The 13,271-nt window shown below is 61.4% G+C and carries 11 protein-coding genes and 1 pseudogene; 3 read left to right on the plus strand and 9 right to left on the minus strand.

Annotated elements, in window-relative coordinates:
- Positions 1–239: 239 nt before the first annotated feature.
- The 7 genes from ABQJ48_RS32715 to ABQJ48_RS32745 form a co-directional block, all read right to left on the minus strand.
- Positions 240–1,010: a cyclase family protein gene (locus ABQJ48_RS32715; RefSeq protein WP_367842072.1), complete on the minus strand. Its 771-nt coding sequence runs from the start codon at positions 1,008–1,010 to the stop codon at positions 240–242.
- 19 nt (positions 1,011–1,029) lie between these two features.
- A complete protein-coding gene (locus ABQJ48_RS32720; RefSeq protein ID WP_367842073.1) occupies positions 1,030–2,607 on the minus strand; it encodes an indolepyruvate oxidoreductase subunit beta family protein in 1,578 nt (525 codons plus the stop codon).
- On the minus strand, positions 2,597–4,831 hold the full coding sequence (locus ABQJ48_RS32725) for a thiamine pyrophosphate-dependent enzyme (RefSeq protein WP_367842074.1): 2,235 nt from the start codon (positions 4,829–4,831) through the stop codon (positions 2,597–2,599). Before ABQJ48_RS32725 ends, ABQJ48_RS32720 begins: the two co-directional genes overlap by 11 nt.
- Before the next feature lie 16 nt (positions 4,832–4,847).
- Positions 4,848–5,150, minus strand: a complete 303-nt coding sequence (locus ABQJ48_RS32730; protein WP_367842075.1) for a Zn-ribbon domain-containing OB-fold protein — start codon at positions 5,148–5,150, stop codon at positions 4,848–4,850.
- Complete coding sequence (locus tag ABQJ48_RS32735; protein ID WP_367842076.1) at positions 5,147–6,313, minus strand: thiolase family protein; 1,167 nt, start codon at positions 6,311–6,313, stop codon at positions 5,147–5,149. Before ABQJ48_RS32735 ends, ABQJ48_RS32730 begins: the two co-directional genes overlap by 4 nt.
- A gap of 22 nt (positions 6,314–6,335) precedes the next feature.
- Positions 6,336–7,673, minus strand: coding sequence for an MFS transporter (locus ABQJ48_RS32740; protein ID WP_367842077.1), 1,338 nt, complete (start codon positions 7,671–7,673; stop codon positions 6,336–6,338).
- A gap of 123 nt (positions 7,674–7,796) precedes the next feature.
- Complete coding sequence (locus ABQJ48_RS32745) at positions 7,797–9,422, minus strand: ATP-dependent acyl-CoA ligase (protein WP_367842078.1); 1,626 nt, start codon at positions 9,420–9,422, stop codon at positions 7,797–7,799.
- 96 nt (positions 9,423–9,518) lie between these two features.
- On the opposite strand from ABQJ48_RS32745, the gene ABQJ48_RS32750 reads away from it, so the two are divergent.
- The gene (locus tag ABQJ48_RS32750; protein WP_367842079.1) at positions 9,519–10,427 is read left to right on the plus strand and encodes a LysR substrate-binding domain-containing protein; all 909 of its coding nucleotides are present in this window, start codon (positions 9,519–9,521) and stop codon (positions 10,425–10,427) included.
- A gap of 232 nt (positions 10,428–10,659) precedes the next feature.
- Here ABQJ48_RS32750 and ABQJ48_RS32755 read toward each other — a convergent pair whose 3' ends face one another.
- Positions 10,660–10,857, minus strand: a complete 198-nt coding sequence (locus ABQJ48_RS32755) for a hypothetical protein (RefSeq protein ID WP_367842080.1) — start codon at positions 10,855–10,857, stop codon at positions 10,660–10,662.
- A 253-nt stretch (positions 10,858–11,110) separates the two neighbouring features.
- Positions 11,111–11,431, minus strand: a pseudogene (locus tag ABQJ48_RS32760) (DDE-type integrase/transposase/recombinase); the annotation flags it as partial.
- Between the two features lie 22 nt (positions 11,432–11,453).
- Here ABQJ48_RS32760 and ABQJ48_RS32765 point away from each other — a divergent pair.
- Positions 11,454–11,999, plus strand: coding sequence for an MOFRL family protein (locus ABQJ48_RS32765; RefSeq protein WP_367842081.1), 546 nt, complete (start codon positions 11,454–11,456; stop codon positions 11,997–11,999).
- Between the two features lies 1 nt (position 12,000).
- The gene (locus tag ABQJ48_RS32770) at positions 12,001–13,215 is read left to right on the plus strand and encodes a phosphopyruvate hydratase family protein (protein WP_367842082.1); all 1,215 of its coding nucleotides are present in this window, start codon (positions 12,001–12,003) and stop codon (positions 13,213–13,215) included.
- Positions 13,216–13,271: the final 56 nt, after the last annotated feature.

Consider the following 13,271-nt stretch of genomic DNA (forward strand, 5'->3'; position numbering starts at 1 on the left):
AGGCATTCGGTACGTCGCGGTTGCTCGGTCAAGCAGCGATACAGTGAACGCTGGTCGTCGCGGCCTGCGTTTTTCTGTCCGTGCTCGGAACGATGTAAATTCATCGCTGTCATCGGACCGCAATCCCGGCATACGACGTTGCACGGTGCCCACCGTTTCCCCGCATAGGCCCGTCGCTCGCGCAGCGCGACAAACGCAGACGGCGATGGGCATATCCGCGCCAAGCATTGCCATTGGCATCACGCCTCGACCAACGCCAGCACCCGGCATGGGCTGCCCGAGCCGCGGCGGATTTTCAACGGCGGCGTGATCAGCAAAGCACCCGTCGCGGGCAACTGGTCGAGATTGACCAGGCTCGCGAGACCGAACTTATTGTTGCCGTGCATGTTGGAATGGCACGGGAACGGTTGCGAAAACGCATATGCCTGTCCGGCATCGGTACCCACGCCTTCCGTACCCCAGCCGATCACATTGCGTTCGCGCGCGAGAAAGGGCGGCAGGTCCGGGTGACCGCCCGGAGTGTGGCCGCCGTCCTCCCTGATATTGAGGAAATCTTCTGGCTCCGTGCGCTGCGACCAGTCGGTGCGCATCAGCACCCAGCTACCCGGCGCCACGCGGCCGTGTTCGGCCTCCCACTGCTCGACGCGTTCGATCGTGAGCAGATAGTCGGGATTCTCGCGCGTCTCAGCTGACACGTCGATCACGCACGCAGGCGCAATCAGCTTTTGCACGTCGATCGTTTCCGTAGTGTTGTTCGGGAAGTCTTTGCCGGTGATCCAATGGATCGGTGCGTCAAAGTGCGTGCCGGTATGCTCGCCGCATGAGATGTTGTTCCAGTACCAGGCCGGGCCGCGCTCGTCGAAGTTCGAAATCTCATCGAGACGAAACGGCGCGCTCTGCCCGTATTGCGGCGGCAACGGAATGATCGGGGTGCGGCCGTGCAGGGTTTGGCTGAGATCGATCACACGAATGGCACCGCTTTGCAGCGCCTGGGCTAAAGCTTTGAGCATCAAGTTCTCCTTTGTGTCGTTATGATGCATCCGCGGTCAGCTGCTCGTCATGAGATGCCTGGCCACGTTCCGTCGACGTCGCGCTCGCGCCGCGGTCCAGCAGGTCCGTCAGGCGCTTGCCACTCTCGTCGGCGAGCGCCGCTTCTCGCAATTCGCGTACGCGCGCGGCTGCGGCCGTCTGACGACGCAAGGACGGCAGTGCGGCTTCGATCGCAGTGAAACTGTGCATGCCGCGCGCATGCGTATCGCCATAGCCTTTCACAAGACGCTGGCAGCGTGCGACTTCGACTGCGAGTTCGTAATCGCTCTCCGCGATGTCGGCAATCGTAGCGAGCCAACGGCGGCAGGCAGTCATCTCGCGCTCGAAGCGCAGTGAACCGCGGCGCAGCCCGCGCATGGACGCGACGAGATAAAGCTGCAAGAAGCCGCGCAACGATGAGGTTCGCACGATCCGGCCTTCCTTCGTCCAACGTTCCACGCGGTTCCTCGCCCAGCCTGGCTTCATCAGCCAACGTCCGATGCCAGCGGGCAGCGTATCGGCGATCTCGTCGACGCGCGGATGCAGGTATTCGTTGATATGCAGCAATTGATCCTGCTGGGCGTTGACCTCGCCGGCGACGCGCGCGAAGCGGCCGCTGCGGATCTTGAGATCGGCGACGCGCACCGTGTCTTCGTACGACATCCAGAGCGCCAGATAGCGAGCGGTCTCCGCGAGCAACTCCCAACACGGCGCACGCTCGCCGCCATCGACGCGCTGAATGTCTACGAGACGGTCGAGATACTCGGAACCGTACGCGACGTCCTGGTAATCTGCGAGACGCCGCACGCCAGCGAACAGGACCGACTGAACTTCGGATGGGAAGTCCTCGCGAATGCGGGCATCGAGTCTGGCGATGCGGGCATCGTCCGGCAGCGGTTTGACCGCGGGCCGTTTCGCTACCTGCACCGGTGCCCCCGCCCTGTTTTGGACCGCGGTGGAGAACCCCGCATCGAAGGCTTTCAGGCTTGGTTTGACGCCGACGCCGCCGCGCTCGATCGCCGCTTCAAAATCGGCGCGCTCGAACGGCAGCACGCCGGCGCCGGCAAGCGCGCCGAACAGGACCGCGCTCATCACGCTACCGGCGTTCTCGGCAATCTCGGCGAAATCGGCGGCGATGAAATGTTTGGACGCGCGCTTGCCCGTATCGACAAAGCGCTGCGACTCTACGCGCCCATCGCCCATCGCGGTCTTTTCCGTCATCGAATAGACGCGGTGCGTCGACGTGATCAGCGTCGTGCGATCGGAGGTCACGAAACCACGCTGCACCGCACGGCCTGCTTCCATCAGTTCGGAACACAGGACGACGTCGACATCACCCGCGACCGGCACGAGTGCGAGAATCGGTTGCGGCGCGTTAGGCCCCAGCTTGACCGGATAAAATTCGACGTAGTAGATCGTCGCGCCGGTACGCTGGGCGACGCCGGGCACCGACGTCGTCTGTGCATTGAAGCCGGCATGCTCGGCCAGATTGACGATCCAGTCGGCGAGCACACCGCCGCCCTCGCCTCCCATGGCGAGAATGGCAATGCTGAACGGTTTAACAATGTTATGCGACATATGCGACCTCCCGCGCCTTGACGCGGCGTTGCAGCGCGACGATCACGCGATCGGCGAGGCGCTTCGATAGACTCTCCCACCAGCCTGCATTGCTGACCAGTTCGGCCCGATAGAAGGACGGACAGAGGACGGCGGCATGCGATACCTCCCCGCACAGACCGCAGCCGACGCAACTGCTGAGCACCGTTGCGACAGGGTCCCGGCGCAATGGATCCGGGTTTTCGCGAATGGACAGCGACGGGCATCCGGACAGGCGAATGCATGAATGGTCGCCGGTACACGTGTCCGCATCGACACCAAAGCGTTCCTGCACCACGCGCTTGCGCTCGCCGATTAGTTGCTTCGTCAACGCCTTCACACGGCGCTGTTTGTTGAGCATGCATTCCGACTGCGCGATGATGACCTTCGGGCCTTTCTCTTTCGTGGTCAGCGCCTCGCGCAGCGTGTCGCGCATTTTACCGACGCTATAGGTGCGCGTAATCGTCTTGACCCATTTGACGCCCACGCCACGCACGGCCGTTTCTATCGCATTTCTGGTCGAACGGAGCTTGTTGTCGGCCTTCGACGACAGGATGTCCTGGCCGCCGGTTGCAGCCGAATAGCCGTTGTCGACGATGACCAGCACATTGTCGTTACGGTTGAACACCGCGTTGCCGACACCGCTCGTCAGGCCGTTGTGCCAGAAGCCGCCGTCTCCCATGAAACTGATTGTGCGGCGCTCGGTCTCCTTCGTATTGAACGCCGCCGAACCCGCCCAGCCGAGGCCGTACCCCATCGTCGTCGCACCGATATTGAACGGCGGCAGGATCGAAAACAGATGGCAGCCAATGTCGCAACTCACATGATGCGCGCCGAGTTCGCGCTCGACGAGCTTCATCGCGGTGAAGATTGGCCGTTCGGGACAGCCGGTGCAAAACGACGGCGGACGCGGATGGGCTTCCGGCGCCGCAGGCAAGTGTTCTACCACGGCCGCCACCGGTTCCGGCGCGCCAACTTGATCGGCAGGCTTCGCCACCACCGGCACCGGAACCGCACGCCTTGTCGCCACGGTCGCGCGAACGCCTTCGGGCAGCGCCGCTTCATCGGCAAGCTCGGGCACATAGCGGGTAAGGAATTTCAGCAAACCCTTGATGAGGACGTTCGACGTATAGTCGCCGGCTCGCGGCAGGAAGTCCTTGCCGTGCACGCGCGTCTGCAAATCGGCCTGGCGCAGGACTGTGTTCAGTGATTGCTCGATGAATTCGGGCTGGCCTTCTTCGATCATCAGCACTGCGCGCTTGCCGGTGCAGAACTCACGCACTTCTTCGTCGATCGTCGGGTACGCAACATTCAGTACATATATCGGCAGATCGCTGCGGCCATTGACATCGGCGAGAGCCAGCAGCGCAAGCGCGCGCATCAACGTGTTATAGATGCCGCCTTGCACGATGAGCCCGACGTCGTGCCTGCTGTCCTCGCCGAAGAATTCGTTGAGCTTGTGACGACGGATGAATTCGACCGCCGCGGGCCAGCGCTTTTCGACCTTCTCCTGCTCGTGTACGAAGCTTGCCGGCGGCAGCACGATACGGCTGACGTCACGCACCGGGTTCTCGATCGCGTCTTTCAACGTGAAAGTCGGCCGCACGTTCGGCCGGGTCGTGAAACGGCCATGGACGTGACAGGCTCGAATCCGCAATTGCAGCATCACAGGGGTGTTGCTCGCCTCCGACAACTCGAAGCCTTTTTCGACCGCGTCGACGATCGACGGTAGGTTCGGGCGCGGATCGAGCAACCACATCTGCGACTTCATCGCGAACGCATGCGAGCGCTCCTGCATGATGCTCGAACCCTCGCCGTAATCCTCGCCGACTATCACGAGCGCGCCACCCGTCACGCCTCCCGACGCGAGGTTCGCCAGCGCGTCAGACGCCACGTTGGTGCCGACAGTCGCCTTGAACGTCACGGCGCCGCGCAGCGGATAGTTGACGGAAGCAGCCAGCGTCGCGGCGGCAGTCGCCTCGCTCGCACTGCTTTCGAAATGCACGCCGAGTTCTTCGAGAATATCGTTGGCGTCGCACAATACATCCATCAAGTGCGAGATCGGCGCGCCCTGATAGCCGGCAACGTACGACACACCGGACTGCAACAGCGCCTTGGTGACGGCGAGGATGCCCTCGCCGCTGAACACCTCGCCTGCGGGTATGCGCAGCTTCTGCACTTCCTTCTTGAAGGACTTCTCTGCCATGGTTGACCTTTTTGTTTCAAATTCGACGGGCGAGGAGACGGTTCGCTTCGTCCAGTTCGAGGCTGACGGCATCTCCGGCTTGCGCCGCCGCATCGAGGCGTGCGATCACGACCGGGCCGGCGTCAGTGACGACGCTTGCCAGATACACCTCTGCGCCGGCTTGCGCCGCGATCCGATGGCGCACGACGGTCGCCTGGGCAACGTTGCCACGCGTGCTTACGCATTCATCCCATTGCGCCCCGCCGCACGACGGGCAGAAATAGCGGGCGGGGAACAACGTGGTCCCGCATTGCTTGCATCGGAAGACCTTGAGCGTCATTGCGCACGTCGCTTGGTGGCTTCGAGAACGACGGCATTCGCGCACATTCCGTAGCGGTACTCGACCATGCCGTAGCCACTGACGACCGCAAGGCGCGCATCGGCCACCTGCCGTTCGCCCGCTGTGCCGCACAGCTGTGTGATCGCTTCGACGAGACCATGCATGCCGCCCGCCGCGCCCGCCTGTCCCGCGGACAATTGCCCGCCCGATGTGTTGACTGGCAGTTGGCGCGCCGCGATGCGCGCACTCAGCGCGCGCAAATCGCCATTGGGCACGAAACCCAGATCCATCAACTGCACGAGTGCCATGACGGGGTAGTCGTCGTAAACCGAGACTACGTCCATGTCGTCGGGCGCGACGCCTGCCTGGCGCCACAGCGCGGGAGAAATCTCGGCGAGGGAAGTTTGTAAACCGTCGCCCATCTGATGATCGCCGTTATAGCGGCATTGCAATGCGCGTACGCCGACATTACACCCGTGCTTGACGAGGTCGGCGCGCGCCACGATCACCGCATTCGCGCCGCAGACCACCGGCACGCAATCGAAACGGCCAAGCGGTTCGGCGACAATCGGCGCGGCCAGATATTCGTCGATCGACAATGGCTTGCGGTACGCCGCGTGCGGGTTCAGCGCCGCCCATTCGCGCTGCGCGACGCAGAGCGCGCCGTAGTCGGCGCGCGACAGATCGTAACGCTCTGCGTGACGCTGTGTCAGCATTGCAAACAGGCTATTCGGGCCGCCGTTTTCGAGCGGCCGTAAATACGTGTGCGTGGTCAGGTTGTAATGCTCGACCAGATGCTTGAAATCAGCCGGCTCGAAGCGGTCACCGGACACGAGCGCTATGACGTTGGCGTCGCCGCATTGAATCGCGCGGATCGCATGTTGCAGCAGATTGATCGCGCTGGCGCCGCCGTGGCAGTCGTCGGTACACCAGCGCAGCGACAGGCCGAGACGCCAGGCCAGATCGATCGCATGGTCCGGCGCGAGCGTGAACGACGCCACGCCCAGACCATCGATATCTTTCGCGCTAAAGCCGGATCGCTCCAGCGCCGCGCCGAACGCCTGCGCAAGCAGGTCGCCGGTCGATCCGGACGGAGCCTGGCGCTGATATGGCACTTCCACGCCGGCGGTCAGCAATACGTCGTCGAAATCTGCGGTTCGCATGATCTTTCCCCGTCGTGCCTGATCAATGCTCGCGGCGACGCCTGGTCTCGTGCGTGAACAGCAGCGAGATTGCCGTGAGCAAGCCCATTGCGATCAGTAGCAGCGCGACGGGCCAGGCGGCGTGATATTTCGCGAGGAGGGCGGTAGCGAGCAGCGGTGACAGTCCGCCCGCGAATACCGATGCGATCTCGTGACCGAGTGCCATGCCCGAATAGCGCACTTCGGTGCTGAACAGTTCGCCCATCAGGCTTGGCTGCGTGCCGATCATTGCCCCGTGACATATCGGGTTGCCGAGCAGGAACGCGAGCCAGATCAGCGTCGGCACCTTGGTATCGAGCAGCCAGAAGAATGGGAATGCTACGACGACGAGACCGAGGGCGCCGATCATATAGACGGGTTTGCGGCCAATCTTGTCGGACAGACGCCCCCAAAACAACATGGCGAACAGTTCGATGGTCATTGACACCATCACGCCCGCGAGCATGATCTGGTTCGGTACCTCGATGAACTTGCCGTACACAAGCGCGAAGGCGAGGAAGATATATGAACCGCCATTCTCCGCGACGCGCAGGCCCATCGCCATCAGGATTTCCTTCGGATACTTCCGGATGACTTCGAGCACCGGCATGCGGGCGGTTTTAGCCGCCGCGCCGCTCTTCGCGAACTCCCGGCTCTCCGGCAGTTTCGAGCGAACGTAGACGCCCACGCCGAAGATCAGGATCGACAAGAGGAACGGCACGCGCCAGCCCCAGCTCATGAATGCGTCGTGCGGCAGCAACTGTACAATCAAAAACACCATCGCCGACAGCACGAAGCCGCCGCCGACACCGATTTGGCTCCACGACGCGTAATAGCCGCGCTTTTCCGGCGGCGCCGATTCGCTGATCATCAACACGCCGCCGCCCCACTCGCCGCCGGACGCAATACCTTGCAGCACGCGCAGCACCACGAGCAGCGCCGGTGCCCACAGTCCGACGTGCGCATACGTCGGCAGCAAGCCGATCAGGAACGTTGCGCCGCCCATGATCGAAAGCGTCCAGACGAGGGCGCCCTTGCGACCGTACTTATCACCGATGTGGCCAAACAGCACGCCGCCGAAGGGCCGCGCCGCGAAGCCGACCGCGAAGCCCGCGAAGGCGGCAAGCGTGCCCAGCAAGGGGTCGGTGCCCTTAGGGAAGAACAGCTCCCCGAAAACGAGCGCTGCGGCTGTGCTGTACAGAAAAAAGTCATACCACTCGAGCGCGTTGCCAGCCACTGAAGCGAAGACGATACGCCGCAACGATTTCTCGTCGATGGCATCGGCCACGGCGGATGCGTCGTGCTGCGCGCCCGTGGCGTCGAATATCTGCGTGCTTGCCATACTGTCTCCTACCGTGCACCGGTCGGTGCACAAAATGTGGCAGTTGCGATGTCTGATCGCTTCGCACACAGGCTGTCTTTCTACGATTTTGGCGCCGCGCAGCGTCGCGGGGTGATGATTACACTACGAGCGATGGAGCCGGTATCCGGAGGACGCCAGATCCCAAGTCGTCGCGGTGACACCTGTTTCCCGCAGTTTGTACTTCTGAATCTTGCCGTTTTCGGTTTTAGGCAGGTCTTGTGCAAAGTCGAGATAACGCGGCACCGCGAAATACGGCAAACGCGGCTCGCAATACCGGATCAATTCGAGCGGCTCGATCGGCTGGCCGTCTCGCAGGACGATCGCGGCCATGACTTCGTCTTCGGCCAGCGACGATTTCACGCCGAAGACAGCGACGGTCTCCACGGCCGGATGGCTCAGGATGACCTGCTCGACTTCATACGACGAGATGTTCTCTCCGCGCCGCCGGATCGCATCCTTGAGACGATCGACGAAGCGGTAGTAACCATCCGCCTCGCGGACAACGCGGTCGCCCGTGTGAAACCAGAGATTGCGCCAAGCCTCGACGGTCTTGTCAGCCATGCCGAAATAGCCGCTCGCGAAGGCGAAAGGCATGTCCGCGCGCAGGATCAGTTCGCCCGCGTCTCCGTCCGCTACGGGCTGATCGTTTCCATCGACGACGCGCGCGTCGAATCCGGCGGCGAGCTTGCCCATGAAGCCTGGTCGCCGCTCGTCGATACCGCCGCCGATCACGAAGTTGGTTTCGGTCGACCCATAGCCGTCAAGTAATTCAATCCCACAGCGTGCCGTGAAATCGTGCTGGAAATGACCCGGAACAGCTGGAGCGAGCGCAACCCGCACGCTGTGCTCGCGCTCGTTCGCCGCAGCGGGCCTGCCTAGCAGGATCGGCACCATTGCGCCGAGCACGTAGGTAACGGTAGCACGCGTGGCAACCAGTGCGTTGAAGAAGCCGCTTGCCGAGAAGCGGCGGTCGACGACGAGTTCGGCATCACATGTGAGTGCCTGGAAGAAGCTGTTCAGCGCATTCGTGTGGAACAGCGGCAGACACGTGTACAGGACGTCGCCGGCTATCACGCCGAGGTTGCCCGCGGTGTACACGCCCCACCAATAGAATTGCGCGTGCGGGCAGATCACGCCTTTGGACAGGCCTGACGTGCCGGATGTGTAGAGAACCGCGAACGGGTCACCGTCGGCAAGCTGCGCGGCATCGATGGCCTCGCCCGGCGGCGGCAACGAGATCGTCGCAACGGTTGCGGGCATCGCGGCTTCGCCGTAGTCGCCGATCAGCCAGATCTGCTTCAAAGCGAGGTCGCCGGCTTCCAGCGAATAAACGGCATCGATAAGATGCGCTTCGGCGACGAGCAGCCGCGCGCCGGAGTTACTTAAAATGTGCTTGAGTTGCAGTCCGCGAGAGGCCGTATTGATCGGCACTACGACTGCGCCGAGCCAGCCGCAGCCGAGCACGATCTCCATGAATTCGATGCGATTCGTGCACAGCAGCGCGACGCGGTCGCCGCGTTTCACACCATACTGCGCCAGTGCGCCGGCTCGCCGGGCAGCACGGGCGACGGCGTCAGTGCCGGTCCAGGTTGTGGTGCGGTCCGAGAAGAGCGGCGCCGCGCCGTTACCGGCGGCACGCCCGGCGAGCAAGACCGGCAACGTGAGACCGCCTGCCGGGTGCTGCGTTGCTACGGTGCTAAATGCCGCCGATGTGTCCACGCATCCCATGCTCTCTTCTCCTGTCGTCTCCTGAATACTGTTGGATGGAGTCTAGGGTGGGATAATATATCTGTCAAATTCATCAATTTTATCGGGCGAATAAATATGACTGATTTCAACAAGGTCGATTTGAACCTGCTGCGAGTGTTTCAGGCGATCCTCGAAGAGCGCAGCCTGACGCGCGCCGGGTTGCGACTGGACCTGTCGCAACCGGCAATCAGTTATGCGTTGGGTCGACTGCGCGTACTCTTCGACGATCCGCTGTTCGTACGGGCTACCGAGGGCATGCTGCCCACGCCCACCGCCGAGCAGTTGGCATTGCCACTGAACCGTGCAATCGCATCGATTCGGGAGGCGTTGAGACATGGCGAGCAGTTCGACCCGGCCACCAGTTCGCGCGAATTTCGTTTATCGATGTCGGACATCGGCGAGCAGGTTTTCCTGCCACCGGTTTGTGCGAGGCTGCAACCGGTCGCGCCGTTGGTGCGACTGGAGGCGGAACAGGTGCCGGTCGCGGAGGTGGAGGAGAATCTGCGCCTCGGGCAGCTGGATTTCGCGATCGGCAATTTGCCTGCGTTGAAGCCGCTCACGAACCACATGTTGCTGTTCCACGAGGACTACGTATGCATGACGCGCAAGCGGCCGGGCTTGCCGGCGCGTCGATTGTCACGCGAGAAGTTTCTGGAGATGGCGCATATCTCCGTGTCATCGAGCGAGAGCAGCCACCGTTCCATTGACGATTCACTGCGGGCGGAGGGCATGCACCGGCGTATTGCATTGCGCGTGCCTCATTTCACGGTCGTCCCACAGATCCTGAATCGCACAGACTGGATGGTGGCGCTGCCGCGACGCGTGGCGCGCCTCTTTAACCAGGGAGAGGAGTTCGCGATCTATCCGATGCCGGTCGAAGTTCCAGAAGTCGAGGTCACCGTGCACTGGCATCAGATGTTCCACAATGACGAAGGAAACCGGTGGTTCAGGGAACTGGTGATCGAGACGTTGCGCGAGCAGTGATTGCAAAAATCCCGGGCGGTTTCAGGCGTCTTTGGGCCTCGCTTGACTTCGCCGAAAGTGCAGGATCCACGCGCCAGAGTACTTCGATCCTACAATGCTCGTTACGGCAATCGTCCTTTTAGTGCATGTATGGACCCGACGGCTTTTGCAACTTCTTGTTCGTGACGTCGCAACTTCTGCGTGCATCTGTCCGGCCTGCCCGATCAGTAGTTGCCGAAGCACGCCCGCAGCCTCAATGAGATCCGCGCACCCGGTCTTCCGTCGGCGCGCGCTGCTCGAAGAAATCGCGGTCACGCCGAGCGGCAACGTTGAACCGGTATTTCAGGAAGTCGAGTTGATTGAGCGGCCTGATACTCGACGTCCGCGCGGGACGCGTCCACGCGTTCGGCCTGGACCATCCGGAGGCCTCTTCCCGCTTGCGCATGGCCATGGCGTGCTCCCGGGTGGTTGGTTCAGGGCAGCGCCAAGGGGGAAGCGTCTGAATCGACTCGATCTCTCAAACGGGATGCAGCTTGCGCCGCTCACCAATGTCACCGACGATTCCCGGACCATGCTATGTGCCGGGCTCGTCACGCGGCGTTCAGTGACGTCGCATGCGGGCACCAGTGATCTTCCGGTCAACGGGGCGCGGCTTTGTCAACTTGTCGAGACTAATGCGGAAAGACGGCAGGAAAGAGCATCCCTCAGAAAGCGTAGGACGGATTTCGGGTGACTTCGGTGATTTCGCACCACGCAACGAATCGCGCCGCGAGTTGTTTGCGATACAGTGAAGCGCGCAGCAGATGCCGCTTGAGCGCGAAATGTTGCCGGATCGGCCCGAAGCACGATAGAAATTTCTGTGTGCGTTTCGGGTCGCGAAAGCCGCGCATGCGACGCTCGCGTTCGCGCGTCGGTTGGTGACTGTTCTCTGCGCGGTTGTTCAGTCTGGCTGCAGCTTTGACGAACACGTGCTTCACGTTCGCAAGTTCCGGGATCTCGACTTTTGCCGCCGGATAGCGACAAAGCCTTCTTGACAACACCTACTTCTTGCTCAACACGCTGCCGGATTCCTGCATCTACGCCAAGGAAATTTGCGAAGAGATGGGTATTCCGGCCATGATCGTTTCGTCCTTCCTTGAGGGCGAAAGCAGAGACGCCGGCACTTTCTTCGCTTCGATGGCGCGCGAGATCCAGACATATGGCAACCCGGTCAAGCCTCCGTGTGTGCTTCTTAGTTCCGGCGAGGTTACGACGCTGATCGATGACAACAGCGTGATCAAGGGTCACGGCGGTCCGGGCCAGGAAATGGCCGTGAGTTTCGCCATCACGGCTGCCAAGACAAAGGGCGCCTGCCTGTTATCAATCGATAGCGAAGGCACCGACGGCACAGCAAACGTCGCTGGCGGCATCACCGATTCCACCAGTTTCAAGGCCGCGGCCGACAAAGGGATCAGTCTGTATCAGGCGCTGCGTGAGCACAGTTGCTTCGAGGCACTCGATTCGATTAGTGCTGCTGTCTTTACTGGTAACACAGGCACCAACCTGTGTGACCTGAACATACTTTACATTCCTGAACCGAAGGGGGGTGAGTAACATGGAAGACAGGATCGTATCCGTCCGGGCACAGCAGATCATCGACTGCAAATGCCGCCCCGCTGTCGAAGTCGAGATACGCACCGAAAGCGGTGCGATCGGTCTGGGCGCCGCGCCCACTGGCACATCGGTGGGCATGCACGAGTCATTTGTCCTGCGGGACAACGACCCGTCGACCTACAAGGGGCTAAGCGTGCATCAAGCCGTCAACAATGCGGTGAACGTCATTGGTCCGGCGCTCATCGGCATGAACGTGTTTGACCAGCGAGCCATCGACGAAAAAATGATTGCCCTTGATGGCACGCCAGACAAGAGGCGTCTGGGGGGCAATGCAATCTATTCAATGTCCATCGCGGCTTTCCGCGCTGCGGCGGCCGCGCTCTCGATCCCTCTTTACAACCACATCGCAGGTGGCGACATCCGAACCGTGCCGGTCCCCTGCTTCAACGTGGTCAACGGAGGGCGATACGACGGGCTGACACAGACATTCAATGAGTTCCTGATTGTTCCCTACGGCACCGATAGTGTCGATTCTTCCATCGAGATGGCGGTAGCCGTGTTCCAGAAGCTCGATGACGTGCTTACGAATTACCTGAGACATAAGCCGCAGGTTGCCAGTTCCTACGGCTATGCTGTGTCATCAGAAGACCCCGAAACGATCCTGGCACTGATGCAGAAGGCCGTTGACGAGTGCGGCTATACAGGTCGAATCGCTTTCGCGCTCGATTGCGCCTCACGCGAGATGTACAACAAAAAAACCCATACCTACTTGCTGAAAGGCAAATGGGTATCGACTGACGAGCTGATCGCTTATGCCAAGTTCCTGACGGAAACGTTCCCCCTTGTTTTTATCGAGGATCTGCTCGACGAGAACGATTGGAGCGGCTACGTCAAAGCGGTTCGCGAACTCGACCGCACCATCGTTCTCGGCGACGACCTGACCGTGACCAACCTGGCCTTGCTTCAGAAAGCGCACGAACTCCGCGCCGTGGGTGGTTTTTTACTCAAACCCAATCAGGTGGGTAGGAGTGACGCAATTTCTACCTCGCGACCTTTCGTGTCGACGCCTGTTGCGCCGACTGCAAACCAAGAGCGATCAGGAGGAGAATCTCGACGCACAACGCCGGGATCGTACATCGCCGAGGAAATTTCGATAGGCTTTACGTTTCTCTCTTGTCATGCCTCCAGGGTACCAGGTTTGACCGGAAGTTCCTAACACCGTCTAGCTGCTGATTGACGCGCCCGCACCCTCGCGAGCGCATCGACTTGCAG

It is taken from the genome of Paraburkholderia suaedae (genome assembly GCF_040812055.1).
In the GTDB taxonomy this organism is placed as follows: domain Bacteria; phylum Pseudomonadota; class Gammaproteobacteria; order Burkholderiales; family Burkholderiaceae; genus Paraburkholderia.